Source organism: Streptomyces sp. yr375 (genome assembly GCF_900110755.1).
Lineage (GTDB): Bacteria > Actinomycetota > Actinomycetes > Streptomycetales > Streptomycetaceae > Streptomyces.
This window is the reverse complement of sequence record NZ_FOFF01000011.1, coordinates 117359-143952: the sequence shown is the minus strand read 5'-3', so window position 1 is coordinate 143952 and position 26594 is coordinate 117359. Positions and strand designations below refer to the sequence as shown.

Genomic DNA, 26594 nt, shown 5'->3' with positions numbered 1-26594 from the left:
CTCTCCATGCGGAACATGTACATACACGGAGTCAGAAAACGTGGCAGGTCCCTGGCCTACGGCACCGCCGCGTTGCTGGCGGTGGCGGGGCTGACCGCCGCCGCCCCCGGCACCTTCGTGACACCGGCCGCCGCCGCGTCGGCGAGCCGGTCGCCGAACCACCTGGCGGGGGCCACCGCCCACGTCACGCTGATCACCGGGGACACCGTCGGGGTGGACCCGGCCGGCCGGGTCGTCGGCGTGGACCGGGGCGCGGGCCGGGCGAGGATTCCCCTCTCCGTGCAGCGCTTCGGGGGTCACACGTACGTCGTCCCCGCCGACGCGGCGGCGCTGCTGGGCAGCGGGCGGCTGGACCGGCGGCTGTTCGACGTGACCGAGCTGGTCGCGGACGGCTACGACGACGCCCACCGCACGACCCTGCCGCTGATCGTCTCCTACCAGGGCTCCGCGACGCGCGGTGTCAAACGGGCGCTGCGTTCGGCGGACGCCGACGTGGAACGCCAACTGCCCGCCGTACACGGTGAGTCGGTGACGGTCGACAAGCCGCACGCGAGCAAGGCGTGGAAGGCGCTGACCCGTCCGGCGGGCAGCTCGCTGACCACGGAGCGCGGCGTCGGCCGGGTGTGGCTGGACGCGCGGGTCGAGGCCCCGCCGCAGCCGTCCGTCGACGGCGACCCGGATCCCACGCAGGGCACCGCGCAGATCCACGCGCCGGCCGCCTGGCGGGCCGGGTACGACGGCACGGGGGTCAAGGTCGCGGTCCTGGACAGCGGGATCGACGCCACGCACCCCGATCTGCAAGGCGCGGTCGTGGCGTCGAAGGACTTCACCGGCGCGGGCGGTGTCGACGACCAGATGGGTCACGGCACCCACATCGCCTCCACGATCGCGGGCACCGGCGCGGCGAGCAACGGCCGGTACAAGGGCGTCGCGCCCGGGGCCAAGCTGCTGGTCGGCCGGGTTTTCGACAACGGCGGGTCGCAGGAGTCGTGGCTGATCGGCGCCATGCAGTGGGCCGCCGGGCAGGGCGCCAAGGTGGTCAACATGAGCCTCGGCGCGGTCGACGTCGAGGGGACGGACCCGCTGGAGCAGGCGGTGAACGACCTGTCGGCCTCCTCCGGGACGCTGTTCGTCATCGCCGCGGGCAACGACGGCCCGGACGCCGGCACGCTCAACTCGCCGGGCGCGGCGGCCGCCGCGCTCACGGTGGCCGCCGTCGACGGCAAGGACGGCCTCGCCGACTTCTCCAGCCGGGGCCCGACCGCGGACGGCGCGCTGAAGCCGGACATCGCCGCTCCCGGGGTGGACATCGTCGCCGCCAAGGCCGCCCACGGCACCGAGGGCGACCCGGCCGGCACGGCGGGCTATGTCCGGATGAGCGGTACGTCGATGGCGACGCCGCACGTCGTCGGCGCGGCCGCCGTGCTCGCCCAGGAGCATCCCGACTGGTCGGGGCAGCGGATCAAGGCCGTGCTGATGGGCTCCACGGTGCCGGTCGCCGACGCGTCGTCGACGTTCGAGCACGGCGCGGGTCGGGTCGACGTGGCCCGGGCCGTCGCCCAGAGCGTGTTCGCCGACGAGCCGTCGCTGTCGTTCGGCCTCCAGGCGTGGCCGCACGCCGACGACAAGTCGATCGCCAAGACCCTCACCTACCGCAACACCGGCGACAAGGCCGTCACCCTGGACCTGTCGGCCGCCGCGACCGGCCCCGACGGCAAGGCCGCCACGGCCGGCATGTTCACGGTGTCGCCCGCCCGGCTGACCGTCCCCGCGGGCGGCACCGCCGAGGCCACGGTCACCGCGGACACGCGCGTCGGCACGGTCGACGGCGCGTACTCGGGGATCGTCGCCGCGACGGCGGCGACGGGCGAGAGCGTGCGGACGGCCTTCGGGGTCATCCGCGAGGTGGAGTCGTACGACCTGAAGCTGCAGTTCACCGGCCGCGACGGGAAACCGGCCGCGCCCCTCTTCGCGTACGTGGCCGGGCTGGACAACGGCAGGCGCTGGACCTTCGGGATCCGGGGAAGCGAGGTGCCGGACGACGGCAAGGTCACCCTCCGCGTCCCCAAGAGCCGTTACCTCGTGGACGCCAAGCTCACCCGTAGCACGGACAGTTACGAGGAAGTGACCCAACTGGTCGCGCCCGGACTGGTGGTGGACAAGAACACCACGCTCGCGCTGGACGCCCGCACCGGCAAACCGGTCGCCATGACCGCGCCCGACGCCCATGCCGGCCTCAAGGAGGGCAGGGTCGTCTTCGGCGCCCACGGGGCGCAGCCCGCGTACGACTACGCCGGCAGCCTGGACCTGAACGGCGCCTTCGGCCGGATCTACCTCGCCCAGGCCGGACCGTCCGCCCCCGCCAAGGACTTCATCGCGCAGATCGGCGGCGTCTGGCAGCGCGGTGCCACGGGTCCGTTGTACGACCTCGTCGAGACCCGGACGGGTTCCTTCTTCACCGGCCTGAACCGTACGTTCTCCGCCCGCGGTCTCGCCAAGGTGGTGACCGGCATCGGCTCCAACGCCAAGGACAGCCAGGCGGCGCCCACGGTGGGCTGGAGCACCCCGGGCTGGCCGGCCGTGTCGAGTCTGGTCGGCAGCAACTTCGGCACCTGGCGTGCGGTGCCCGCCGCGTCCGTCGTCCACTACACGTCCACGGACAACGGGCTGCGCTGGAACCTGGGCGCGAACGTCATCAACGACACCCACCCCGGCCTTGCCGTGCTGAGCCCGCTCGTCGCCCGCCGCTTCGAACCCGGCCACACCTACCAGGAGACGTTCAACACGGGCGTGTTCGCACCCGTCACCACCGGTTCCACCGGTGTCGGCGCGCCGGGCGCGTCGCACAGCGGCACCGCGTTCGCCGTGTGCCTCCCGCTGCTGTCCGACGGCGCGGGCCACATGAACTCGGGTGACGCCGACTGGCGGTTCCGGCTCACGTCCGGCGGCACGACCGTCGCCGACAAGCGGATGGATCCGTGCGTACTCGGCCCGATGGACGGGCTGTTGCCGCACCGGGCGGACTACCGGCTGAGCCTCGACGCGGTCCGGCCCGCCCGGGACTTCACGGTCGGCCACCAGGTGTCGGCGGTGTGGACGTTCACCGCGGACGCCGCCTCCGGCACCGGGATCCAGCGGCTCCCGCTGTCGGTGGTCCGCTTCGCCCCGAAGCTGTCCCTCACCAGCACGGCGAAGGCGGGCACCCGGCTGACCGTGCCGATCGGGATCCAGGGCCCGGCGGCGGCGAAGGGCGCCGTCAAGTCCCTGACCGTGGGGGTGTCGTACGACGGCGGCCGCACCTGGCGCAACACCGCCGTGCAGACCGGCAAGACCGGCGGGCGGTTCCTGACGCTCACCCACCCGGCCGGGCCCGGCACGGTGAGCCTGAGGGCCACCCTCGTCGACACCGCCGGCAACGCGGTGACCGAGACGCTGCCGAACGCCTATCGCACCGTCCGATAGATCCCGCTGAGCAGCGTAAGGCAGGGCAGGGCAGGGCATCGGGGAGGTTTTCCTCTCCGGTGCCCTTTCTGCTAGCCGCAGATCCTGCGGTAGGGGGCGTCCGGGATGTACGTGTTCCACTCGCTCCGGGTGAGGCCCCCGGAGCCGCCGCTCGGGCCCGTGATGTCGCAGATCCGGGTGAGGGCCTGTCGCGGGGAGATGGGGTAGCTCTGGAGCGGCACGTGCGCGCTGCTTGCGTAGACGGTGTCGCCGTCCCGGCTGAAGGCGAGGGACTCGATCTCCTCGCCGGGGGTGGGCAGTCCGGTGCCGAGGGGTTGCTGTGAGGCGGTGTCCCAGAGCTGGAGGGCGCCGTGTGCGCCGCCGACGGCGAGGGTCCGGCCGTCGGGTGCGAAGGCGAGCGCGGTCACGGCCTCCGGGGTGCCCGCGGTGAGGACGCCCGTACGGTGCTGCACGCCGCCGTCCCACAGGGCCACCCGGCCGGAGGAGTCGCCGACCGCGAGGCGCGTGCCGTCGGGGCTGAAGGCCAGGGCGCGGACCTCCCTGCCCTCGCTGAGCGCGCGGCCGGTCACGGGACCGGCCGGCAGCGCGGCGTACTGGTCCTGGGAGCCCGCGAGCAACCGGCCGTCGGGCCGTACGGCGACGGTCTCGCTGGAGAAGCCCGGCAACGCGCCCTTCCTGTGGAGGGTGCCGCTCCCGGCGGCCCAGACCACCACCTGGGCGCTGTCGCCCGCGAAGCCCGAGGCCAGCAGGGTGCGGCCGGCGGGGCCGAGCGCGATGCCGAACGTCGGGTGGTCGGCCGCCGCCGGCAGGTCGAGCGAGGCGAGCACCTTGCGCGCCGGTACGTCCCACACGGTGAACCGCTGGCGCGGCGCACCGTGTGCCGACGTGGTGCCGCTGATCGCGAGCGCCCGGCCGTCCGGGCTGAACGCCAGCAGCGGGGTGGCGGCGCCCGCCCCGGGATCGAGGCCCTCGGCGGCGGGCAGCGGGGGCGGTCCGGCGAGGACGGCGCCGGTACGGGTGGCGCGCAGGGCGAAGCGGTAGCCGTCGCCGGTGCGGTTCACGACGGCGACGACGGAGCCGTCCGGGCTGAGCGCGGCGGCGTCCGGTGGTGCATCCTGCCAGCGGGGCGCGAGGTTGGCCGTCAGGTCGTACGAGCGGACCGTGGCGCCGTCGAGGAAGCGCAGCACCCGTCGTTTCCCCGGGTCCCAGGCGAGGTCCTGCACCGCTTCGTCGGCCAGCGGGTGGTGGAAGACCTGGATGCCGGACGAGGTGAGGCGCCACACCGCGAGTTCGTCGTCGTCGGCCGTGGCGAGGAACTGCCCGTCCGGGCTGAGGTCGACGTCGGTGAAACCGGTGCCGCCGGGGCTCGTCAGGTCGGCGAGGAGCCGCCTGCGCGGGATGTCCCACACGCGGATCCGGGCGGCGGAGACGACGGCCAGCAGCTTGCCGTCGACGCCGAACCGCAGCGTGCTGTTGCCGCAGCCGTGTTGCGACGCGCTCCCCCACGGGCCGGGCAGGCGCGCGCGGCGTACGGTGTCCCACACCTGGAGCGGGGTGTCGGCGAAGCAGAGGGCCAGCGGTCCGCCGTCGGGGCCGGCCGCCGCGTCGGACAGGCGATCGCCCGGCAGGGGCACCTCGAAGAGGATCTTGTCGTCCGCCGGCCGACGCAGTTGCACGGAGCCCGGCTGCCCTGAGTCCTGCTGCACTGAGTCCGGCCGTTGCGGGGTGCTCGACGTGAGGGCGAGATAACTTCGGCCGTCGGCCCCGAAGTTCATCAGGGTGGCGTGCGGCAGAGCGCGCGGGCCTGCGGCGGCGGACCGGTGGGCCGACAGGTCCCAGAGCCGTCCTCCGTCGTCCGCGGTGAGGTAGAGGGTGCGGGCGTCCGGGCTGACGCCGGACGGCCACATGCGCTCCGGCAGCCGGACCGAACTGATGAGACGGTGACTGGTCACGTCCCGCAGGACCACCCGGCGGTCGACGACGCTGACCAGGGTCCGGCCCCGGCCGGTGAGGAACCGCTGGACGTCCTTGCGCTGTTCCGGGTCGGTGAAGGTGGCCCGCTGCGGCTGGACCAGGGCGCCGAGCAGCGCCGAGCGGGTCTCGGTCAGCGGCGCGATCCGCCAGGCCGCCGCGCCGAGCAGCATGGCGGTCCGCGGATCGGACGACCGCAGGCTCTCGGCGACCGCGGCGACACGGCGGGCGGCGGCCTTGGCGCGCTGCTGGTCGCCGGTCCGGTTCTGCTGCCAGGCCAGCGCGCCGGCGGCCACGGCAAGGGCGAGGAACGCGGCGAGGGCGGTCCTGAGGGTGCGGAACCTCCTGGTGGTGCGGGCGGCGGCGGCCCCTTCGGTGGCGCGGGCGCGCAGTGCGGCGGTGAGGAAGTCCCGCTCCGAGCGGGTCAGGTCGTCGTCCTCACGCCCCACGGCCCCCGCTGCGTCGGCGAACAGCTCCTCGGCCCTGGTGAGCCGGGTGCCCCGGTACAGGGCGCCGGGGTCGCGGCCCAGTTCCTCCCAGGCGCGGGCGGCCTCGCCGAGCCGGCGCTGCTCGCGCAGCCGTTCGCGGTCCTCCTCGATCCAGCCGTGCAGCCGGGGCCAGCCGCTCATGAGCGCTTCGTGGGCGAGCTCCACGGCGCTGTCGCCCAGGGTGAGGAGGCGGGCGGCGGCGAGGCGTTCGAGTACGGCCGCCGCGTCCGGGCCCGCCCCGGTGTCCAGTTCGGCGCGCGGTGCCGGGCGGCGGGTGTCGGCGGTGCCGTCGCCGGGGGCGACCAGCCGCAGCAGGATGCGGCGGGCGGTGCGGGCCTGGGCCGGGGACAGGTCGGCGTACACCTTCTCGGCGGTGGCGGCGATCGCGCCCCGGACCCCGCCCGACTCCTCGTACGCGGTCAGGGTCAGGGCCTGGCCGCGGCGGCGGCGCCAGGTCTCCAGCAGGGCGTGCGAGAGCATCGGCAGCGCGCCGGGCCGACCGGTGACCTCGTCTACGAGCCTGGCGGTCAGCGCGCGTTCCACGGTGAGGCAGGCGGCGGTCGCCGGGCCGGTGATGGCCTCCCGTAGTTCCGCCGGGGCCAGCGGCCCGATCAGCAGGTCGGCCCCGCTCAACGCGTCCGCCAGCTCGCGGTGTTCGGCGCAGTGCCCGTAGAAGTCGCCGCGGATCGCGACGACGGCCCGCAGTCCGCTCTCGGGTCTGCGGGCCGCCAGGAGCAGTTCGAGGAAGCGGTCGCGTTCCTTCGGGTCCTGGCACAGGGTGAAGAGTTCCTCGAACTGGTCGACGATCACCCAGGTGTCCGGTCCGGCTCCGTGGTCGCCGGCCGGCGGGGTGAGGGCCCGCGCGTGGGTGTGCGCGGGCCGCTCGCCGGGGGTCAGCACCCGGATCACCGCCGGGCGGGCCGGCGCCGGGGCCTGCCGGAGCGCGGGGATCAGCCCGGCCCGCAGCAGCGAGGACTTCCCGCTGCCGGACGGTCCGAGGACCGCCGCGAAGCGGTGCTCTCGGACCAACTCCAGTAGTTGGCCGACCGGTTGGTCGCGGCCGAAGAACAGATCGCCGTGGTCCGGCTCGAACCGGGCCAGCCCCCGGTACGGCGGGGCGGCGGCGCCGGGGCCGGACGTCGCGGACTCCAGGACCGCCCGGTCCGCCTGCCGCCAGCGCTCCTCCCACTCCGCGCCGTCCGCCCCCAGCGCCGCCGCGTACGCCAGGACCAGTGCCAGCGACGGCAGTTGCTCACCGGCCGCCGCCTGGGACAGCGCGCTCGTCGAGTAGCTCGTCCGCTGCGCCATCTCCCGGTACGTGGGCCGGCCGGCCGCCTCGCGGAGGGTGCGCAGCTCGTGTGCGAGCCGCTGCACGGGGCCGCCGTCGGGGTCCACCGGTTTCTCGCGTCGTCCCACCGGGGCCTCACTCTTTCGCCTGCCATACGGAGAGGTCGGCGCCCACGTTATGTTTCCGCCGGATCCGGCGCCAATCCCAACTGGCCCTGCGCTGACGGCAGTAGGGCAGTAGGAGCGGGCAGCCGGGTCCGGAGATGGTCCGTGCCGGGTCGTTTCGGGGCGGGCCGGTGACGACTCGGGCGACGGACCCGCGTCACCTTCCGGAGCAGCGGAAGTTGGCGGCGTCGTCGGTGCTTCCGTGTCCGGTGTAGCGGGCGGCGGCCGGCCAGCGGCACAGGGGGCGGGTGGTGTCGCCGTTGGCCGCGAGGAGGGTGGCGGGGGCCTGGCCGTGTTCGACCCACTTCACGAGATCCGCCAGCGGGTCGGACGGCAGGGCGCCGGCGCCGCCGATGCAGTGCTCCACGCCGGGTGCCATGAAGAGCCGGGCGAAGCGCTCGGTCTTCGTGGTGCCGCCCATGGTGGCGAGCAGCCGCTTGTAGTAGTCGACGGTGCCCTGCGGCATGATCACCGGGTCCGCCAGGCCGTGCCACATGATCAGCTTGCCGGCGCTGTCGCGGAAGGCGCTGAGGTCGGGATCGTCGGTGCCGAGGACGTCGCCGTACTCGCGGCGGGACTGCTCGAAGTAGGTGGCGAAGTTCGCGGTGGTCAGGGTGTGCCAGTCCCAGTTGGGGTCCTTGGCGAGCCAGTACTTGAACCAGTCGCCCGGCAGCGGGTTCGGCACTCCGTCGGTGTCGGTGGTGACGGCGTATCCGTTCAGCGGGGCGCCCTGCGGGACGCCGTACCAGAGCCGGGTGCCGTCCGGGCGGCGCGGCCCGTCCCAGATGCGTTGCATCACGGTGGCGTCCTTGGCCGTGATCCGGCCGCAGGGAGTCTGCCGGCCGATCAGTCTCGCCGGGTCGTAGGCGCAGGTCCGCGGGTCTATGACGCCGTCGGTCACGCCGTCCCGGGCGTCGCATGCCGCGACGGCCGCCTGGGTGAACGCCTCGAACTTGCACTGCGGCACGAAGTCGCCCGCTTCGCGCATCACGACCTGCGGCCACATGCCCGCGGGGACGAAGCGGTCGCCGTTCAGCGCCGGGGCGGCGGCGAGGATTCCGTCGTAGTCGTCGGGGTAGCGCTGGGCCTCCATGAGGCCCATCCGTCCGCCGCCCGAACAACTGTCCCAGTACGAGTAGGCGGGCGTGCGTCCGTAGTAGGCGGCGGTGATCGCCTTGCCCTTGACGGTCATCTCGTGGGCCGAACGGTAGGCGTAGTCGTTGATCAGGGACGTGTTCATCCCGGTCGGGGACCACGCCCACGAGCCGTCCAGGGGCGAGCCGGTGTGCCCGCCGTCGGTGCCCGCGCTCGCGTAGCCCGCCCGCGCGGGGGCGGCCACCTGCTCGGGCGAGAGCCAGCCTCCGTAGGCGCCGGCGCCCGTGCCATGGAAGCGGCCGTTCCAGTTGTCCACCGGCAGCGCCATGAAGATGCCGGTGCTCTGGGGCACCACCAGGGTGACGTTGCAGATCGCGGGGGCGGTGTCGGTCTGTGCGGCGCTGGTGACCCTGGTGCCGTCCGAGAAGGTCACCTGGGCGAGGCTCTCGCAGGTGCGGACCGGCTGCCGGACGGATCCGGTGGCGGTGGCCGCCACGGCGGCCTGCCCCGGTGCCGCTCCGACCCCCGCCCCCAGCCCCATCCCGATGGCGAGGGTCAACACCGTGAGAACACCGAGCCGCCGTCTGCGGGCTCCGGGCCGGGGTGGTGCGCTGCGCTTGATCACTCTTGCCTCCCGTTCGAATCCGGGTACTTCCTGTGGCCAGTCGGTCGGTTGGCCAGTCGGTCAGTCGGCCAATTGGTCAGTCGGTCGATCGGTCAGTCGGTCGATCGGTCAGTGAGTCTGCGGCTCGCGCGGTCGGTCGACGGGTTGCCGGACGTCGTCGGCGAGCGGGTCGGCGTACAGCGCGGCGATGTCGGCGGCGTACTTCTCGGCGACCTTCCGCCGCTTGAGCTTCATGGTGGCGGTGAGCTCGTCGCCGTCGCCCTCCCAGTACGCGGGTACGACCCTGAACCGCTTGACCTGCTCCACGCGGGACAACTGGCCGTTGCCCACGGCGACGGCCGCGGCGAGGGCGTCGATCAGCGGGGCCGATTGGACCAGCGCCTTCGGGTCCGGGTCGAGGGCGTGCGCGGCGGCGAAGGCGGCCGCGGCCTGGGCGTCGAGGACGAGCAGGGCGGTGATGTACGGGCGGTTGTCGCCGATCGCCACCGCCGTGCCGATGAGCGCGGAGGCGGTGGTCAGGGCGGTCTCCACGCTCACGGGCGAGATGTTCTTGCCCGCCTCGTTGATGATGAGGTCCTTCTTGCGGTCGACGATCGTCAGGTAGCCGTCCGCGTCGGCCACCACGACGTCACCCGTGTGGAACCAGCCGTCCGCGTCCACCGCCTCGCGGGTCCGGTCCGGGTCCGCGCGGTATCCCTTCATCAGGGAGGGCCCGCGTACGAGGAACTCGCCGTCGTCCGCGCGGCGGCCCTCCAGGCCCGGCAGCAAGGTGCCGACCGTGCCGAACCGGGCCTGCGCGGGCGCGCTGACGGCGACGAAGCAGCTCAGTTCGGACATGCCCCAGCCCTCGCAGATGGCGATGCCGAGGGAGGCGAAGAACTCCAGGGTCGCGGGCGGTGTCGGCGCGGCCCCGGAGGCGGCCCACCGTACGTGATCGAGCCCGAGGCGCTCGCGCAGACCGGACAGCACCGCGCTGTCGGCGTCGGCGTACGCGGCGGCGAGTTCCGCCCCGACCGGTTCGCCCGCCTGGGTCAGTCGGCTGCGCCGGGCCCCCGTGGCGATGGCCTGCTCGACGACCTTGCGACGCTGCTCGTCGCGCTCCTCGGCGACCGTGTGCTCGAGCGCCTGCTTGAGCTTGTTCCAGATCCTGGGCACGGCCACCCAGATGGTCGGCCGGCAGTCGAGCAGCGCCTCCGCGATCCGCTTGATGTCGGGCACCACGGTCACCTGCACGCCGAAGAGCGCCAGCGCGTACAGGCCGGTGAAGCGGTCGGCGATGTGCGCCGACGGCAGGTAGGAGGTGATCCGGTCGCCGAACCGGAAGTCCAACACCTGGGCCACTCCCGCCCCTTGGGCGAGCAGGTTGGCGTGGGTGATCTCGACGCCTTTCGGGGTGCCGGTCGTCCCCGACGTGTAGATCAAGGTGAGGACGTCGTCCGGCTGTACGGCACGCCAGGTCGCCTCGAAGTCGAACCGGTCGTCGGCCAGGCCCTGTTGGCGTATGTGCTCCAGGGTGAGCGCGCCCGCGTTCGCAGCGGCCTCGTCGTCGTCCAGCACGACCACGCACTCGACGGGCGTACCGCAACTGAGCACGGTGTCCAGGTACTTCGCCTCGCACACCACCATCCTGCTCGCCGAGTTCCGCAGGACGTGCGCGAGTTGGGCCGGTGCGAGTGTGTTGTACACGGAGAACGGGGTGGCTCCCAGGTGCTGGACGGCGAGGTCCAGGGGATAGAACTCGGTCCGGTTGGCCATCATCAGCGCGACCGTGTCCCCGTGCCGGATACCCAGAGCGGCCAAGCCCGCCGCCAACACGCGTACGTCGTCGGCGAGTTCGCGCCAGGTGACGGTGCGGGTGCCGGCCACGGTGCGGAGCGCGATCGCGGCCGGGTCGACGGCCGCCGTCCGCTGGAACGCCTCGCAGACGGATGCGGGGGGCGGTGGGGTGGCATCGACGTCGTCCATCTCGTTCAGTTCCCGTCCATCGTCGGTCGGCTCGTATCGGTGCTGCGGGTGCGACGACGAAAGGCTAGGGAGACCGGGTGGTACGGGTCATCGGGTGGGGCACCCAATGATGGGCGCGTTCCGTTGTGATCGGATCACAGGGCCGGGCCACTGCCCGCGAAGAGCCTGATCGCGATCAGCAGCTCCTGGAGGTCGGCGAGCCGGCGCAGACTGCATCCGGTGCGCTCCTCGACACGGGCCAGCCGGTGGTGCGCGGTGTTGATGTGGACGCCGAGTTCCCGGGCCGCGGCCTTCACGTTCAGGTCGTGGTGCGCGAAGCACTCCACGGTCCGGATCAGCGAGCCCCCGGCGGACGCGTCCTCGGTGACGAAGTCCCGCATCCGGGCGGGGATGATGCGGGCGACGGTCTCGTCCGCGCGCAGCGTCAGATAGTCGAGGGCGCTCAGCTCGGACAGGGCGGCGACCCCGCCGCTGCGTGACAGGGTGCCCATCAGCGTCACCGCTTCGCGGTAGGCCGTCTTGAGGTCGGCGACCGTGGTGTGGCGGGTGCTGATCCCGATCGCCAGGGGTACTCCCAGGGCGGCGAGGGCGCGGCGGGCGGCTCTCACGGGCTCGGTCGGCAGTTCGCCCGCGGTGTCGCGCAGGGCGCGCACGATCACGATCTCGTCCTGCCGCAGGACGGTCAGCAGCCGGGCCGGATCGCCGACGGCCCGGGCCAGCAGGGCGGCGGCGGAGCGCAGCCCGTACTCGTCGGAGAGCGGGGCCACGGGTACCGCGGTCACCACGGCGCACGGCGTGTCGGGGCCGAGCCCGGCCTTCGTGGCCGCGCTGAGCCGTGGGCCCGGTGCGGGCTCGCGGCCCGCCAGCAGGTCTTCGAGCAGGTCCCGGCGTACCCGGTCGCCCTCCACGGCGAGGAGTTGTTCCGCGTCCAGATACGCCTGAGCGGCGACCGTGCTGGCCCGGTTGAAGAACTCCACGACCAGACCGGCCGCTTCGAGTGCGCCGTCGCCTCGCCCCGGACCGCTCGCCGCCCAGTCGGCGATCGCCTGCCACGCCATGCGGTGGGCGATGCGCACCGCGTGCATGAAATCGACCAGGGACACGCCCAGCCGGGCCCGGCGGGCGGCGTGCGGGCGGACGAACGCCACGTCCTCGTCACCGACCGGCCGGGCGCCGGCCAGCACCAGTCCGAGCGCGTCGTTCCCCTTGTGTACGTGGGTGACGACGTCGTCCAGCAGCGTGTCGTCGGCGATCGCCGCGTAGCCCGGGATCTCGGCCCGCATGGCCACCAGCGCGGCCTGCGCCAGCGCATGCCCCCGGCTGGTGATCACTTCGGCCACGTCGGTCAAGGTGGCGATCTGCGAGGGGCGACGCGTCATGGCCACAGCCTAGAGCGGCCGTCCACCGGTCTCTGTGACTCGATCACAACGGGAGTGGTGATGCGGGGGCGGCGTCGCGCAGCAGGTCCCGCAGTTTCAGTGCCGCCGGCAGCGGGGCGGCGGGCAGCGCCACGTGGACGGTCCGGCGCAGGGCCGGGTCGGTGAGGCGGCACAGGACGAGTTCGTCGGGGACCGCCCGGGACGCCAGCGAGGGGACCAGGGCCACCCCCAGACCGGCGGCCGCGTACCCGAACTTCCCGGTCCACTCCGCGATCCGGATGATCTTCCTGGGGGTGAAGCCGGCCCGCGCGCAGGCGTCGGCGAGCATCGTGGGACGGTCGCCGTACTCGCTGTGCAGCCATGCCTCGTCGCGCAGTTCGCGCAGGTCGACCGGTCCTGTCCCGGCCAGGCGGTGCCGGCGCGGGAGGGCGACGAGCAACTCGTCCTCGCACAGCACGGCCGTCGTGACTCCCTCGGCCGAGGGCAGACCGGACGGGTAGTCGCTGACGACGGCGAGGTCCAGCGCCCCGTCCGCGAGGCGCGCCAGCAGCGTGCCGGTCGAGCCCTCGACCGCGACGACGTCGACGTCCGGCCTGTCATGCTGGAGGGCCCGCAGAGCGGTCGGCACCAGCGAGATGTTCGCGGTCGCGAACGCGCCCATGTGCAGCGGCCCGCCCTGCCCCGCGTGCAGCACGGCCAACTCCCGCTCCGCCCGCGCCAACCGGCCGAGCACGTCCACGGCGTGCCGGTGCAGCGTACGGCCGGCGGGGTTGAGCCGTACGCCCCTCGGGAGCCGTTCGAACAGCGGCCCGCCCGCCCGCTGTTCCAGCCCGGCGATCCGCCGGGACACCGCGGACTGCGTGTAGTTGAGCCGGCCCGCCGCTCTCGTGAACGACCCGGTCTCGGCCACGGCCACCAACAGCCGCAGCGCGTCTGTCTCGAACACACTCCCCCACCCCCGCACTCGTACTCCGCCCATCAGCACCGCGGTCCATCCTGCCCGAGCCATTCCTCAGGCGCATGGGTCCCATGCGATCCAGTCGCTGGTGGAATGCCAGGGCTCCTCCTAACGTCGTTCACGCGGCGGAGTCAGATCCGATGAGATCGATGAGAGCGATGAGATCCGAGGGGGAAGTGTGGTGTCGGTACGGGTGGTTGGTCGGGTTGTCGGGACGGGGCGGGGCCGGTGAGCCGGGGGGCCGTGCTCGCGTTGCCGGCCATGCTGGCCGACCTGGAGGAACTCGTGCGCTGCGAGTCCTTCTCGGCCGATCACGCGGCGGTGGCGCGCAGCGCCGAGGTGGTCGGCGCGCTCGGCGCGAGGCTGCTGGGGGCCGTACCGGAGACGATCGTGATCGACGGCGTGACGCATCTGCGGTGGATCTTCGGCACACCGCGCGTGCTGCTGCTGGGGCACCACGACACGGTGTGGCCCGTGGGTTCGCTGGAGTCCCGTCCCTGGTCGGTGGCCGACGGGATCGCTCGGGGCCCCGGGGTCCTGGACATGAAGGCGGGGCTGGTGCAGATGTTCCACGCGGTGGCCTCGCTGCCCTCCCCGGAGGGGGTGTGCGTCCTGGTCAACGGGGACGAGGAGGTCGGCTCCACGACGTCTCGGCGACTGATCGAGGAGTGCGCGCGGGAGGCCGTCGCCGCCTTGGTGCTGGAGGCGTCCGCGGACGCGGAGGGTGCGCTCAAGACGGCCCGCAAGGGCACTTCGCGGTACGAGGTGGTGGTGCACGGCCGGGCCGCGCACGCGGGTCTGGAGCCGCACAAGGGGGTCAACGCGGCGGTCGAGGCGGCGCACCAGGTGCTGTCCATCGCCGGCTTCGGGGACTCGACGGGCGCGGTCGGCGGCGCCCACCCCGTCCTGGGCCGCGCGACGGTCACGCCCACGCTGCTGTCGGCCGGCAGTGCGCTCAACACGGTGCCCGCGCTGGCCAGGGTGTCGGTGGACGTGCGCGTGCCGACCCGGGCGGCGCAGGCCTCGGTCGACGCGTTCATGCGCGGGCTCACCGCCCGGACGCCGGGGGCCCGGCTGGAGGTGCTGGGCGGCGGCCGACGTCCGCCCCTGGAACCGGAGTCCTCCGCCGAGCTGTTCGCCCTCGCCGCCCGGATCGCCGCGGAACTGGGCCAGGAGCCGCTGCGGGGGAACGCCGTCGGCGGCGCTTCGGACGGCAACTACACGGCGGCGGTGGGCTGTCCGACGCTGGACGGCCTGGGGGCCGTCGGAAGCGGCGCGCACGCGGACTCCGAGTACGTCGACGTCGCCCGGATGCTCCCCCGCGCCCGTCTGCTGGCTCAGCTCGTCGCGCGGACGCGGCAGTGGCCCGGCAGGGGTGATACGGCGAGGTCGGGGTAGACGAGACTGCACACAGGCCTTCCGTACCGGCCTCGTCGTCGACCGATCAGGAGGGCAGTCATGCCAGGGATGCTGGAGAAGCTCAAGCAGTTCAGCCGGAGTCCGCAGGGGCAGCGCGCCATCGAAGAGGTCCGCCGCGCCTCCGCCGACCCCCGGCGTCGCAGTCAGCTCCAGCGGCTGATCGGCAAGCTGCGCGGCCGGCGCTGACCGACGGATCGCTGTCCGGCTGGGCATTGACCTGCGCGAAGGGTCTCAGCGCCAGCCGAAGCGGCGGTCCACCACCGCCGCGAACTCCTCCAGGGTCAGGATCGAGTCGCCGTTCTGGTCGGCGGCGTCGAAGAGCGCGGAGGAGGCGTCGGCGTCTCCTACGCCCCAGAACGGCAGGTCTCCCCACGCGGCCAGGGACGGGCCCTTCGTCCGCAAGGCGGTGATCACCTCTTCGCGGGTCAGGGTCCCGTTCTCGTCGAGGTCGAGCGCCTCGAACAGCTTCCGCGCCTTGTCACTCGCCACGTCGGTCCCGTCCCTCTCGTCGGTAGCCGGGCGGGTCCGCCCAGCCCGGCTCGCTCACCGACGAGAACGCCTCACATCCCGCTCCGGTTCCGCTCGGAGTGTCGGGGCCGTCGTTTCCGGGTCTCGCGCTCGGCAGGAACGTCTGGCGGGCCCACAGGCTCAGCAGTGCCGTCCCGCCGACCAGCAGCGGCACCGGGTCACGGGCCGGCGGCGACAGCACGTATCCCAGCGCCGTGACCGTGCAGACGGTCAGGGGGACGAACGCCGCCGCGCCCTCCGTCCCCCAGCGCAACGCCGGCCGAGCCGTGCCCAGGACGCTGGCCCCGCCGGGCACCCAAGGGCCGACGGCGACCACCAGCAGACCCGCCGTGTCGCAGGCGTCGGCCAGCGGACACGACGACATGGCCTCGCCGGGGTACGGGCCGGCCGTCCACAGCCGCAGGGTGTCGCCGACCAGCGTGAGGGACAGCCCGCCGATCCCGACCCACAGCGTGGCTCGCTGGTCGCTGCGCACGAGACGGCGCAGGGCGAACAGGAAGCCGAGGAAGACGACTTCCGCGGTCCACAGGACACCGACCATGCCCGTCCCCGGCCGCCAGCCCTCAGCGGTCACCGGCCCCCGCAGCAGCACCCATCCCGTCAGGAACACGGCCCCGGACATGACGATCCCGTCCAGCACCCGCCGCAGCACCACGTTCCGGCCCGCGCCGGCGTCGGCCGCGACCACCAGACCGGCCATCGCCAGGCCGACCGCCAGCGTCACACCGGTGACCACCAGCGGGCCGAGCAGCGAGCGCGCGTCCCGTCCCGAAGCCTGCGGGTGGGCCGACAGGACGTTGGCCACCCCCCGGTACACACCTCCGGCCGCCGCCGAAGTCCCCAGGAGCAGCAGCCGCGTGCGCACCCGGCCGCTCGTCCCCCACGCCCGCAGGAGCAGCGAGGCGGCCAACGCCCAGCAGCCGGCGGCCGGCCCGAAGGCCGCGATCCGGACCGCCGTGCCCCCGGCCGCCCACGGCCCGCCGAACGCCAGCGCCGCTCCGACGAGACATGCCACGCCCACCGCGCCCCAGGCCCGACGGGCCCGAACCTCCAGCACGTCCGGCGACTTCCCCAACCCCACCATCAGGTGCGCCCTTCAAACCGTCCCCCCGCCTGCGGGGCCTCCCCTACGGCCCCCTGATCCACTCCCCGACCGTAAAGACTCGCCACCGGCCGCGACCGGAACAGTCGGCTCATTCACTCGTACTGTGTAAGGGAAGGACGATCACCGGGCGTCCGGCAGGATGTCCCTGTGCCTCTCACCCCGATCCCCCGAGTCCATGACCGCGCGGTCCGGTCGGCGGCGCGGATCCGGCTGGTGGCGGCCGGGGCGGCGGTGGTGACCGTCGGGGTGGGGCTGGGGCTGCGGGCGGTGGCGGCGGGGAGCGTGGCGAAGTACGGCGGGGACGCGCTGTACACCGTCCTGCTGCTCTCCCTCGTCGTCGTGGTGGCGCCCCGGATGACGCCCCTGACGGCCGCCGGGAGCGCGCTGGCCGTCAGTTGGGCGGTCGAGTTCCTTCAGCTCAGCGATGTGCCGGCGGAGCTGTCCCGGCGCAGCGCCGTCGGCCGCCTCGTCCTCGGTTCCACCTTCAATCCGCCGGACCTGTTCTGGTACGCGGTCGGTGCCGCGGCGGGCTGGCTCGTCCTCACCGCGGTGCGTGCCGTCCCGTCGCGCCGCTGACCGCCGGTCACATCTTCGTCGCGCCCGCGGCGAGGTCCCGCAGGAAGTGGCGGGCGCCGATCAGGAAGACGACGATCAGCGGGATCACGCTCATCAGCGCGCCGGCCATCACGAGGGAGTAGTCGGTGTTGTAGAGGACGTTGAGGTTGGCGAGGGCCACCTGGAGGGTGAGCCGGTCGGGGTCGACCATGACGACCAGGGGCCAGATGTAGTCGTTCCAGATGCCGATGAACGTGAAGATGCCGAGGAACGCGAGGGCCGGCCGGAACAGCGGCAGCGCGACCTGCCAGTACAGCCGGAAGAAACCGGCGCCGTCGATCCGTCCGGCGTCCAGGAGTTCGTCGGGCAGCGAGTTCTGGGCGTACTGGCGCATCCAGAAGATGCCGAAGGCGTTGGCCGCGCCGGGGATGACCAGCGCCTTCAGCGAGCCGGCCCAGCCGAACTCGGCCATGGTGACGAACTGCGGGACCAGGGAGAGCTGCGCGGGAATCATGTACGTGATCAGCAGCGCGCCGAAGAGGAACTTCTTCGCCGGGAACGTGTACTTCGCGAAGGCGAACGCGGCCAGCGAGTCGAAGAACAGCACCAGCAGGGTCCCGCACACGGCGGCGAGGACGGTGTTGAGCAGCGAGCCGAAGAAGTCGACGGTGTCGAGCACCCGCCGCATGTTGTCCAGGAGATGCGGTCCCGGGATCAGCTTGGGCGGGTAGCGGTAGATGTCCTGGGTGGTGCCGGAGGCCATCACCACCAGCCAGTAGAACGGGAAGAGCGAGACCAGCACGCCGAGCAGCAGCGCCGCCCGGACCGCGACCCGGGTGAGTCTGCTGCCGGCGCCGATGGCGAGGCCCGCGTTGCCGGTCGACCTGTCGTGGGAGTCAGCGGCCATTGCGGGCCCCCTTCCGGCGCAGCTTGGGGCGGTCGTCGCTCTCGGAGCCGGAGACCAGCCGCCAGTTGACGATGGTGAAGACCGCGATGATCGCGAAGAGGAGCCAGCCCATCGCGGCCCCGTAGCCGAACTGGTGCTCCCTGAACGCCTTCTGCCAGAGATAGAGCACGACGGTCATGCCTTCCTGGCCGGGTCCGCCCGTGGTGCCGACGTCGGTGGACTGGAAGAGGACCTGGGACTCGGTGAAGATCTGCAGGCCGTTGATGGTGGAGGTGACGGCGGCGAACAGGATCACCGGCCGCAGTTGCGGCACCACGACCCGGAAGAGGGTCTGCACGCTGTTCGCGCCGTCGACGCGGGCGGCCTCGAAGTGCTCGGTGGGGATGGCCTGGAGGCCCGCCAGGAAGATCAGGGCGTTGTAGCCGACCCACCGCCAGATGATCATGATGGACAGGGCCGACTTGATGCCCCACTCGGAGGACAGCCAGCCGACGCCGTCCAGTCCGAGCGCCCGCAGCGCCGAGTTGGCCAGCCCGCTCTGGGCGAAGACCGAGCCGAAGACGATGGTCATGGCGACCATCGAGGTGACGTTGGGGACGAAGTACGCGACCCGGTACGCGCCGGTGAACCGGACCTGGGAGTGCAGCAGGAACGCGATCACCAGGGCCAGGAACAGCATCGGCACGGTGGACAGGAACCAGATCTCGAAGGTGTTGAGCACCGAGTGCCAGAACACCGAGTCCTCGACCAGCCAGCCGTACTGCCGGAGGCCGACGAAGCGCATGTCGCCGATGCCGTCCCAGTCCTGGAAGGACAGATAGAGGGAGAAGACCACCGGGAAGGCGCCGAAGACGGCGAACAGCACGTAGAACGGGGAGATGGCGAGGTACGGCGGGAGATGCCGGCGCCACCGGCCGCGCGGGCCGTCCGCGTACGCCCGCCCGCCGCCGCTCGCCCCCTCGCTCTCGCTCTCGCCCCGGTCGGTCGCCGGGACCCGGGCCGCTCCCGCGACGGTGGCCATGTCAGCTCACCCCCAGCCGGGACAGCGTGGTCGTGGCGGTGTCCACCGCGTCCCGCCAGGCTCTGTCGGGGTTCTTGCCGAGCATTTCCACGTTGGTCAGCTCCTGGAAGAAGGGGGTGTTGGCGGTCTCCTCGTAGGGGCTGAAGTAGACGACCGGAGCGCTGCGGGCGGCGGGGCCGAAGACGTCGATGGGCCGCTGGCCGCCGAAGAAGGCGTCGGGCGTGTGCATCGCTGGGTCGGCGTAGGCGGCCGGAGTGGTGGGGAACAGGGACATCTCCCGGTAGCTCTCGAGCTGGTTCTCCGGGCCGAGCAGCCACTTCAGGAAGGCGAAGGCGCCCTCCGGGTCCCGGCAGTAGCGGGTCAGGGTGACGTACGACCCGCCGTAGTTGGCCGGGCCGTCCGGCATTCCGGTCAGCCGCCAGGCGCCGGACGTCTCCGCCGCGGCCTCCTTCAGGCCGTTGATCGCCCACACCGCGGTGGTCATCGTGGTGACCCGGCCGCCGCTCATGGCCGCGTTGAAGTCGGGCGTGCCGTCCGTGATCCCGGCGCTGAGCCCCTGCCGGAGCAACTCCACGGACAGGTCCCAGGCGCGTCTGACGTGCGGCTGGTCGCCGATGAAGCGGTTGCCGGCGTCCACGAACTGCTTGCTGCTCTGGAGCAGGATCTGCTGGAAGACGTTGCCGATGTTGCTCACCAGGTAGGGCTTGCCGGGTGCCTTCGCGCGGAGCGTCCGCCCGGCGGCGAGGTACTTCTCCCAGGTGGAGACGGCCTTGGCGACCTCCTGCGGTTCGTCGGGCAGTCCGGCCCGCGCGAAGAGGTCCCCGCGGTAGTAGAGCGCGGTGGGGCCGGCGTCGAGGGGGAAGCCGATCATCCGGCCGGACGGGGTGAAGCAGCTCTTCCATTTCCAGTCGAGGTACCGGTCGCGGACGGTGCCCGCGCCGAGCGTCCGCAGGTCGAGGAACTCGTTCTCGTCGGGGAAGAACGTGGCGAGGTTGTCGGAGTTGACGACCGTCAGGTCCGGCACGTAGGCGCGGGCGGCCAGGCTGGTGCGCACCTTCGAGTCGATGTCGCCGTCGGGGATCTGGGAGCCCTTCACCTTCAGCCCCGGCACGCCGGGCACGGCGCGTCCGGCGGTGGCGAGCAGTTTCTCGCTCAGGGCGCCCTTCCAGTACCAGAGGCTCAGGTGGTCGGTGCCCACGGAGGCCGAGCCGCCCTCGGCCCCGCATCCCGACAGGCCCAGCAGGGCTCCGCCGACACCGCCGAGGGAGGCCCCCAGCAGGCGTCTGCGGGAGATCGTTCGGTGTTCCATCGGCGCGCGCTCACTTTCCGGACAACGAGGACAACGATGTCGAGCAGTGGATTCCGGGCTCGGGGATGACAGCGAATCGGACGGCGGCTTCGGCGAGTCGGAGCGCCGTGAACGTTCACGTGAACGTTGCCGTTGAGTATCGGGGCGGCCGAAAACCAGTGTCAAGGGACCTGCGTCGGCAACCTGCTGACGATCCTTGAGGGGCCGAGGGGCGAGAGTTGAGGGCAGCGGGGCGGTCAGGCCGAGCCGCGTACGACCAGCTCGGGGATCACCCAGGCGTCCGGGCCGCCGAGCGGCTCCTCGCCGGCCCGCAGCCGGGCGACCTGCTCGACGGCCAGGCGTCCCAGCTGTCGTTTGTCGAGGTGCAAGGTGGTCAGGGCGGGTTCCACGAGTTCCCCGAGCGAGAGTCCGTCGAAGCCCATGACGGCCAGAGCGTCCGGGATGCGGCGGCCGCGGCGGCGGGCGGCGCGCATCGCGCCGACGGCGATCAGGTCGTTGAACCCGAAGACGGCCGTCAGCGCGGGCCGCGCGTCCAGGAGCCGTTCCATGCCGGCCTCGCCGCCGGCCACGCTGTGCTCGGGGCACCGTACGATCCAGCCGTCGTCGACGGGCAGTCCGTGCCGCCGGACCTCGGCCAGGAAGGCCGACCGCCGGGGGCCGGGGGCGTCGAGCCGCTCGCCGTCCAGCATGCCGATCCTGCGGTGTCCGGCGCGGACGAGGTGGGCGATGCCCTGCTCCAGGCCCGCGGCGGCGTCGATGCCGACGGCGGCGAAACGGGTCTGCCGCGGGCCGCGCTCCAGCAGCACCAGCGGTACGCCGCCGAGGTGCCGGGCGAGGACGTCGTCCTGGTTCTTGAAGTAGCCGACGACCGCGTCCGCCTGGTGGGACAGCACGTCGAGAGCCTCGCGCTCCCTGGCGTCGTCGGTGCGGGAGTCCCAGACGACCACCTGCCAGCCGCGCTGCTCGGCGGCCTCCAGGACACCGGCGGCCACCTCGGGGAAGAACGGGTTCATCAGGTCCGGGATCACGAGCCCGACCGTCACCGCTCCCTTGCGGACGAGGCCGCGCGCGAACCGGCTCGGCCGGTAGTCCAGCAGCCGTGCCGCCTCCAGCACCCGTTCCTTGGTGGCCGGATCGATCTCGCCCTTGTCGTTGACTGCCCGGGACACCGTCTGACGGGACACCCCGGCCAAGTGGGCGACGTCATGGATCGTCGCCCGGCGGCGAGGGCCGTCGGGCTCGTCGGTACGCGGCTCCCGCTGCTGGTCGTCGGCCCACACGCTGTGCACTGTATCCGCGGACGGGGCGATCGCGGCACGGGGTGCCGGACCGCCGCCTCACACCCTTCCGGGACCCTGCCGTCACGGGCCTTTCGGTGGTGATCGTCGTGATCACCGCGGCTGCCCTCGGGACCGTTCGGAGCCGTACACACCTCAAGACCCGCTCCCGGAGGAGCGGGCCTTGAGGTACTGGAGCCGCCGTGCGGGGCCGGCCGTCGGGCGGGCCCGCACCTGCTAGCAGCGGTCGGAGCTGTTCACTGCGCGGTCGCGGACGATGGACTGGCCCAGCGGATTGCCATTGCTGTCGGTGACGTTGGCCTTGGCGTCGTAGAAGGCGCCGTAGGACTTGATGTCCTTGTACCCGCGGCCTCGCCAGGAATTGACGGTCCACGTGCCGCCGTTGGTGGTGCCATACGTGTACTTCTCGACGTGGAAGATCGGGTTGACGCGCACCGTGCGCATCAGCGGGCGCAGGGTGACCCAGCCCACCCTCCTCGCGGGCACGGTGAGAGTCGTGGTCTTGGACCAGCCCTTGGCCTTGGCGTAGGACCACTGGTGCTCGTAGGTAAACGTGGCCTGGGTGCTCAGGACCTCCGGGAGGATGCTCCAATCGACACCGAACGAGCCGCCGACACTGTTGACCGTGGTGCTGGTCGTGGTGCCGGTCGACTGCACCGCCTGGGCCAGCTGGGAGCCCGTGCTGCAGTTGATCAGGGTGTCGCTGGTCTTCGTCTCAGATCCGGTCCAGGTCCAGCTGGACGCCTGGGGGTAGGAGCACCAGCCCTGGAAGCGCTCCGTGGGGTGCGGCATGCTGGGATTCGACTGGAAACCGCGCGCGACGTCCTTGGCGACCATGCCCGTGTTCACGTTGATGAACCAGTAGGACCTCGCGGTTGAACCGGTGCAGATGCTCATCAGCAGCTTGTCCGTGTTGAACGGGTCCTTGCCTTTGAGGTCGGTGGCGGCACTCGCCGGCGACACGAGGCCCAGCACCGAGGCGAGGCTCACGGCCCCTGCCACGACGGCGCGCTTTGCCGTAGTACGTGAAATTCTTTTACGCATCGGAGAATACACACTCCTTCAAGAACATGTCGGTGACGACACCGGAACCTGGGGGCGAAGGGCGCGTTGTGCAGCGGCCTCTGAGACGCAACTTTCGGGCGCACAGAGTTGTTTTTCAATGCAGGCCAGATGAGCAAACAACTCCAGGATGATGCAATAAATCGGACATAACGCGCCAAATCATCCACATTTTGGGGTGGCTTCGGGGTATCCGTCATCGCTGCGCCGGTCGGGTTCCAACACAGGCGATAAAGGACCGTGTACGGGCGATACGACCGTCCGGAACACCGGCCATGAAAACGACGCAGCCCAAACCCACGAATCCGCCACCGCCCGCCGGGCAAATCAACCTGGCAAATCAACCCGGCACACCAACCGGACAAATCAAATCGCCGGGTCAGGAGGTCGAGCGGCAGCGAATTCCAGGGGCGCGGCGCAGAGACCCCGGTAAAGGCACGCCGGGGAGGTACGTGCGCCATTCGCAGGCGGCCAAGGGATTTCCGGCACGGGCACAGAGCCGGGCGGCGACTTCCGAGGGAGCGACAGCGTTTTTCCGGACCGGGACATGCCTGCCGCCGGCGTACACCGAGTTCCCGCCCGCCGAAGACGAGCAGCCCCGCCTAGCGTCGGAGCCGGTCGCTCGGCACGCGTCCGGGCACGCGTCCGGCGGGCGGTTCTTCCGTGCCCGGCCGCCAGGCCGATGACACCGCCACCGCCTTCCACCTGATCACGGACCCGCGCGTCCATCACGTCCTGGCCGCGGTCGGCCGACCCGCCCGCAACCCCGGTGTCCGGCAGGGGCGGGTGCCGCGCGGCTCCCGCCCCTGCTGCGCCCGCCCCCGCTGTGGCGGCCGGTGGGTCAGGCGGTGACGGGTTGCGGGTCGTCGACCGGCGTCGAAAGACGGCCTGTGCGGTGCAGGCCGTACAGTGCGGCCGCGCCGGCGAGGCCGAGCAGGCACAGGGAGATCCACGGCAGCGCGGGCATCCCCGCCTCGCGGGCCGCGTCGAGGGCCGCGCCGGTGAGCAGGTTGCCGAGGGTGATGCCGACCCCGCAGATCGTGTTGTAGAGCCCGTAGTGCGTGGCGACGAGACGGTCACCGGAGAGCCGGACGATGGTGTCCATCTCGAAGGGATAGGCGATCATCGTGCCGACCGCCAGCAGCAGCGCGGCGAGCATGGGCGGTACCGCGGCCGTCAGCCACAGGCCGGCACCGGACCCGGGGACGGGCACGACTGTGGCCGCCAGCAGAGGCACGAAGGCCACGCCCATGACCGCCAGCCCCCGGGCCAGCGCCTGACCCGGTTCGTAACGGGCCTTGCACCAGGCGGTCACCCTGGTCTGGCCGAGGATCGTGGCGAGTCCGGAGACGGCGAAGAGCGCCGCCACCGCCGCGGTGCCGAGCTCCCCGTCGCCGCCGACCCGTCGGACCTCCAACGGGAGTGCGAGATAGACCTGGAACGAGAGGACGTACGACCCGATCATGGCGCCGGAGAAGAGCAGGAACGGACGGTTGGCGAGGATGCCGCGCCACTGGGTGAGAACGCCGTCGCGGTCCCGGCCCGCCTCGCCCTTCTCGCCCTTCCGGTCGTCGGCGCGCCGGGTGGGCAGCGCTCGGATCTGCACGACGCTGAGCAGCGCGAAGATACCGGCGGCGACCAGGCAGGTGACTCGGAAGTCCACCCCGGTCAGCACCATTCCGACGAGCGGGCCGAGCAGGATTCCGGCCTGGTAGAAGACGTTGAACAGGGCGAACGCCTCGACCCTGCGCTCCCCCGCGTCGGCGGCGAGGTAGGCGCGGACCGCCGGGTTGAACAGCGCCCCGGCGAGGCCGGTGGCCGCGGAGGCCGCGATGAGGGCGGTCAGCGAGTCGACCAGGCCGAGCGTCGCGAAGCCGACCGTGCGCAGCAGGCAGCCGGCGACGATCATCGGCTTGTAGCCGAACCGGTCGGCGAGCGTCCCGCCGACGAGGAACATGCCCTGCTGGCTGAAGTTCCGTACGCCGAGGACGAGTCCGACCACCCAGCCGGCCAGTCCGAGCGTGCCGGACAGGTGAGCGGCCAGGTAGGGCATGAGCATGTAGAAGCCGAGGTTGATGGTGAACTGATTGACCATCAGCAGCCGGACGCTGCGTTCGTAGGTGCGTACCTGCGCGAGGGTGCCCTTCACCGGCCCTCCTCCGCCGGCTCGAGGGTGAGCGGGTCGATCACGGTGGTGCTGCGTGTCCAGTGGGTGACTTCCTTCTCGTCCCCGCGTCCGATCACCTCGGGTTCGGGAGCGGGCGGGGCGTCGAGGAGGCCGTGGGCGGCGCAGTAGTCGTCGTCGAAGACCGTCCCGAGGTAGCGCTGCGGGCCGTCGGGGAAGACGGCCGCGATCCGGGTGTCGGCGGGCCGGGTACGGGCCAGCCATCCCGCGACCAGGGCGACGGCGCCGACGCTCCACCCGCCGGTGGCGTAGTGCGAGGTGGCCAGTCGGCGGCAGGTCCACACGGCTTCGGCCGGGGCCACCCAGTGGACCTCGGAGAAGGCGTCGTAGGCGACGTTGCGGGGATAGATGCTGGACCCGAGGCCCCGCATCAGGCGCGGCCGGGCCGGCTGGCCGAAGATCGTCGAGCCGATGGTGTCGACGCCGACCGTCTCCAGCCCGGGATAGAGCTGCTTCAGTACCCGGGAGACGCCGGCGGAGTGCCCGCCGGTGCCCACGCTGCACACCAGGACGTCGATGTGGCCCAGCTCGGTGGCCAGTTCCAGGGCGAGCGGGGTGTACGCGCTCGTGTTGTCCGGGTTGTTGTACTGGTCCGGACACCATGAGTCGGGGTGCTGTGCCATCAGTTGCCGGACTCGCTCGCGGCGGGCCTGCTGCCAGCCGCCGGTGGGGTGCGGCTCGGAGGCGACGTCGACCCGGGCGCCGTATGCGGTGAGCAGCCGGGTCATGGACGTCTCCAGGCCCGGGTCGGTGACCAGGGTGACCGGGTGGCCGTGGACCAGACCGGCCAGGGCGAGCCCGAGTCCGAGGGTGCCGCTGGTGGACTCGATGATCCGGGCACCGGGACGCAGGTCGCCGCGGGCGCGGGCGCGCTCGACCATGTGCAGGCCGGGCCGGTCCTTGATGCCGCCGGGGTTGAAGCCTTCGAGCTTCGCCCAGAAGCCGCGGTCCGGGGGTGTCAGCGGCTCGGACACCCGCAGCAGCGGCGTGTTGCCCACCAGCGCCGAGAGGGCGGGCCGGTCGGGTGTGGGAGCGGTGTTCGTCAGTGGCTGCATGTCTTTCGCTCTCGCTCGATGAATGCGCGGTGCGTGCTCATCTCGCGCGACGGTCACACGGCGGACGGGTCCTGCCCGTCCGGGGCCGTGCAGCCGTGGCGCGGCAGCCGTGCGGTGCCGGCTGCGGGCGGGAGGTCTAGATGCGCCACCGCGAGGTGCGGACCAGCGCGGTTCTGCCCGTGTGCCGGGTGCGGAAGCGATACGGCCGTCGGTGGGCGGACGCGGCGGCCGGCAGCGCGAAGACGCCGACGGGCAGGGTCGCCCCGGTGTCGGCAGGCGGTTGCTGAGCGACCTGGGGCGTCGTCCGGGCCGCCTCGTCCAGGGCACAGCGTTCGGTCCCGTGGTGTCGGTGCGGTCCGTGGGGCACTGGGCCGCTCGCCGCCGGCCAGGCCGCTGCCGTGCCCACGGCGCGTACCGGCGTCCGGCCCGGTTCCGCCGACTGCCCGTGTGCGACGACGCACAGGCCGATCACCGCGAGCAGGACGCCGGACAGCACAGCGACGAGTGCGCGCGGCAGACGCGCGGCGGTCACGGCCGGCCGGGCACGTGCGGGCGTACGGGTACGGGTACGGGAAGGTGTCGGCACAGGTTCTCCGTGCGCCTGCTCCCCCTTCGGGCATGGCGGCAGCCAAGGCCGAGGAGAGGGGGCGGCGAGCAGGTGTGGGGGCCGGGAGGGGCAGGACGGCATCGACGATCCGGACCCGCTGTGTCACGTCCATGTGCGCGGGATCCAAAGCGGCCGGAGCAGGAAGAGG

The 26594-nt window shown here is 72.5% G+C and carries 20 protein-coding genes; 5 read left to right on the top strand and 15 right to left on the bottom strand.

Features of this window, described 5'->3' with window-relative positions:
- Positions 1 to 15 precede the first annotated feature (15 nt).
- Entirely contained in the window at positions 16 to 3462 is a 3447-nt protein-coding gene (locus tag BMZ82_RS14685) for a S8 family serine peptidase (RefSeq protein WP_093775750.1), read from the top strand.
- Between the two features lie 71 nt (positions 3463 to 3533).
- Here the strand turns inward: BMZ82_RS14685 and BMZ82_RS14680 are convergent, their stop codons facing one another.
- From BMZ82_RS14680 to BMZ82_RS14660, 5 genes are all read right to left on the bottom strand, one after another.
- Positions 3534 to 7337, bottom strand: a complete 3804-nt coding sequence (locus BMZ82_RS14680) for an NACHT and WD repeat domain-containing protein (protein WP_093775650.1) — start codon at positions 7335 to 7337, stop codon at positions 3534 to 3536.
- A gap of 193 nt (positions 7338 to 7530) precedes the next feature.
- Positions 7531 to 9093, bottom strand: coding sequence for a tannase/feruloyl esterase family alpha/beta hydrolase (locus tag BMZ82_RS14675; protein WP_143098861.1), 1563 nt, complete (start codon positions 9091 to 9093; stop codon positions 7531 to 7533).
- Positions 9094 to 9201: 108 nt separating this feature from the next.
- Positions 9202 to 11058, bottom strand: a complete 1857-nt coding sequence (locus tag BMZ82_RS14670; protein ID WP_093775646.1) for an AMP-binding protein — start codon at positions 11056 to 11058, stop codon at positions 9202 to 9204.
- Positions 11059 to 11192: 134 nt separating this feature from the next.
- Positions 11193 to 12437: a PucR family transcriptional regulator gene (locus BMZ82_RS14665; protein WP_256251916.1), complete on the bottom strand. Its 1245-nt coding sequence runs from the start codon at positions 12435 to 12437 to the stop codon at positions 11193 to 11195.
- A 43-nt stretch (positions 12438 to 12480) separates the two neighbouring features.
- A complete protein-coding gene (locus BMZ82_RS14660) occupies positions 12481 to 13383 on the bottom strand; it encodes a LysR family transcriptional regulator (protein ID WP_093775644.1) in 903 nt (300 codons plus the stop codon).
- Between the two features lie 273 nt (positions 13384 to 13656).
- Between BMZ82_RS14660 and BMZ82_RS14655 the strand changes: the two genes are divergently transcribed.
- Positions 13657 to 14793, top strand: coding sequence for a M20 family metallopeptidase (locus BMZ82_RS14655; RefSeq protein WP_093775746.1), 1137 nt, complete (start codon positions 13657 to 13659; stop codon positions 14791 to 14793).
- A gap of 60 nt (positions 14794 to 14853) precedes the next feature.
- Positions 14854 to 15000, top strand: coding sequence for a hypothetical protein (locus tag BMZ82_RS40680; protein WP_177244496.1), 147 nt, complete (start codon positions 14854 to 14856; stop codon positions 14998 to 15000).
- Positions 15001 to 15045: 45 nt separating this feature from the next.
- Here BMZ82_RS40680 and BMZ82_RS14650 read toward each other — a convergent pair whose 3' ends face one another.
- Positions 15046 to 15303 (bottom strand): EF-hand domain-containing protein, encoded by a 258-nt coding sequence (locus BMZ82_RS14650; protein ID WP_093775642.1) that lies wholly within the window; start codon positions 15301 to 15303, stop codon positions 15046 to 15048.
- Positions 15293 to 16426: a hypothetical protein gene (locus BMZ82_RS14645; RefSeq protein ID WP_177244495.1), complete on the bottom strand. Its 1134-nt coding sequence runs from the start codon at positions 16424 to 16426 to the stop codon at positions 15293 to 15295. Before BMZ82_RS14645 ends, BMZ82_RS14650 begins: the two co-directional genes overlap by 11 nt.
- 168 nt (positions 16427 to 16594) lie before the next feature.
- On the opposite strand from BMZ82_RS14645, the gene BMZ82_RS14640 reads away from it, so the two are divergent.
- Positions 16595 to 17023: a ribosomal maturation YjgA family protein gene (locus BMZ82_RS14640; RefSeq protein WP_371271217.1), complete on the top strand. Its 429-nt coding sequence runs from the start codon at positions 16595 to 16597 to the stop codon at positions 17021 to 17023.
- 7 nt (positions 17024 to 17030) lie between these two features.
- Here BMZ82_RS14640 and BMZ82_RS14635 read toward each other — a convergent pair whose 3' ends face one another.
- The 5 genes from BMZ82_RS14635 to BMZ82_RS14615 all read right to left on the bottom strand — a co-directional run bounded on the left by BMZ82_RS14635 (position 17031) and on the right by BMZ82_RS14615 (position 22539).
- A complete protein-coding gene (locus BMZ82_RS14635) occupies positions 17031 to 17909 on the bottom strand; it encodes a carbohydrate ABC transporter permease (protein WP_093775640.1) in 879 nt (292 codons plus the stop codon).
- Positions 17899 to 18930 (bottom strand): carbohydrate ABC transporter permease, encoded by a 1032-nt coding sequence (locus BMZ82_RS14630; protein WP_093775638.1) that lies wholly within the window; start codon positions 18928 to 18930, stop codon positions 17899 to 17901. Before BMZ82_RS14630 ends, BMZ82_RS14635 begins: the two co-directional genes overlap by 11 nt.
- Before the next feature lies 1 nt (position 18931).
- Positions 18932 to 20239: an ABC transporter substrate-binding protein gene (locus BMZ82_RS14625; RefSeq protein WP_256251915.1), complete on the bottom strand. Its 1308-nt coding sequence runs from the start codon at positions 20237 to 20239 to the stop codon at positions 18932 to 18934.
- A 236-nt stretch (positions 20240 to 20475) separates the two neighbouring features.
- The gene (locus BMZ82_RS14620; RefSeq protein WP_093775740.1) at positions 20476 to 21519 is read right to left on the bottom strand and encodes a LacI family DNA-binding transcriptional regulator; all 1044 of its coding nucleotides are present in this window, start codon (positions 21517 to 21519) and stop codon (positions 20476 to 20478) included.
- Positions 21520 to 21753: 234 nt separating this feature from the next.
- Positions 21754 to 22539, bottom strand: a complete 786-nt coding sequence (locus BMZ82_RS14615) for a hypothetical protein (RefSeq protein ID WP_093775636.1) — start codon at positions 22537 to 22539, stop codon at positions 21754 to 21756.
- Between the two features lie 723 nt (positions 22540 to 23262).
- Here BMZ82_RS14615 and BMZ82_RS40215 point away from each other — a divergent pair.
- Positions 23263 to 23451, top strand: a complete 189-nt coding sequence (locus BMZ82_RS40215) for a hypothetical protein (RefSeq protein WP_143098860.1) — start codon at positions 23263 to 23265, stop codon at positions 23449 to 23451.
- On the opposite strand, the gene BMZ82_RS14610 is transcribed toward BMZ82_RS40215, so the two are convergent.
- The 3 genes from BMZ82_RS14610 to BMZ82_RS14600 form a co-directional block, all read right to left on the bottom strand.
- A complete protein-coding gene (locus BMZ82_RS14610; RefSeq protein WP_093775634.1) occupies positions 23441 to 24748 on the bottom strand; it encodes an MDR family MFS transporter in 1308 nt (435 codons plus the stop codon). The genes BMZ82_RS40215 and BMZ82_RS14610 overlap by 11 nt on opposite strands.
- Entirely contained in the window at positions 24745 to 25839 is a 1095-nt protein-coding gene (locus tag BMZ82_RS14605; RefSeq protein ID WP_093775632.1) for a PLP-dependent cysteine synthase family protein, read from the bottom strand. Before BMZ82_RS14605 ends, BMZ82_RS14610 begins: the two co-directional genes overlap by 4 nt.
- Positions 25840 to 25975: 136 nt before the next feature.
- Complete coding sequence (locus tag BMZ82_RS14600) at positions 25976 to 26371, bottom strand: hypothetical protein (RefSeq protein ID WP_093775630.1); 396 nt, start codon at positions 26369 to 26371, stop codon at positions 25976 to 25978.
- Positions 26372 to 26594 lie beyond the last annotated feature (223 nt).

What these genes read in the sequence shown, in the direction of transcription:
- BMZ82_RS14685 (WP_093775750.1), top strand. Translation starts at nt 16, where the DNA reads ATGTACATACACGGAGTCAGAAAACGTGGCAGGTCCCTGGCCTACGGC.
- BMZ82_RS14645 (WP_177244495.1), bottom strand. Translation starts at nt 16,426, where the DNA reads ATGGTGGGGTTGGGGAAGTCGCCGGACGTGCTGGAGGTTCGGGCCCGT.
- BMZ82_RS14635 (WP_093775640.1), bottom strand. Translation starts at nt 17,909, where the DNA reads ATGGCCGCTGACTCCCACGACAGGTCGACCGGCAACGCGGGCCTCGCC.
- BMZ82_RS14625 (WP_256251915.1), bottom strand. Translation starts at nt 20,239, where the DNA reads ATGGAACACCGAACGATCTCCCGCAGACGCCTGCTGGGGGCCTCCCTC.
- BMZ82_RS14670 (WP_093775646.1), bottom strand. Translation starts at nt 11,058, where the DNA reads ATGGACGACGTCGATGCCACCCCACCGCCCCCCGCATCCGTCTGCGAG.
- BMZ82_RS40680 (WP_177244496.1), top strand. Translation starts at nt 14,854, where the DNA reads ATGCCAGGGATGCTGGAGAAGCTCAAGCAGTTCAGCCGGAGTCCGCAG.
- BMZ82_RS14655 (WP_093775746.1), top strand. Translation starts at nt 13,657, where the DNA reads ATGCTGGCCGACCTGGAGGAACTCGTGCGCTGCGAGTCCTTCTCGGCC.
- BMZ82_RS14630 (WP_093775638.1), bottom strand. Translation starts at nt 18,930, where the DNA reads ATGGCCACCGTCGCGGGAGCGGCCCGGGTCCCGGCGACCGACCGGGGC.
- BMZ82_RS14605 (WP_093775632.1), bottom strand. Translation starts at nt 25,839, where the DNA reads ATGCAGCCACTGACGAACACCGCTCCCACACCCGACCGGCCCGCCCTC.
- BMZ82_RS14665 (WP_256251916.1), bottom strand. Translation starts at nt 12,437, where the DNA reads ATGACGCGTCGCCCCTCGCAGATCGCCACCTTGACCGACGTGGCCGAA.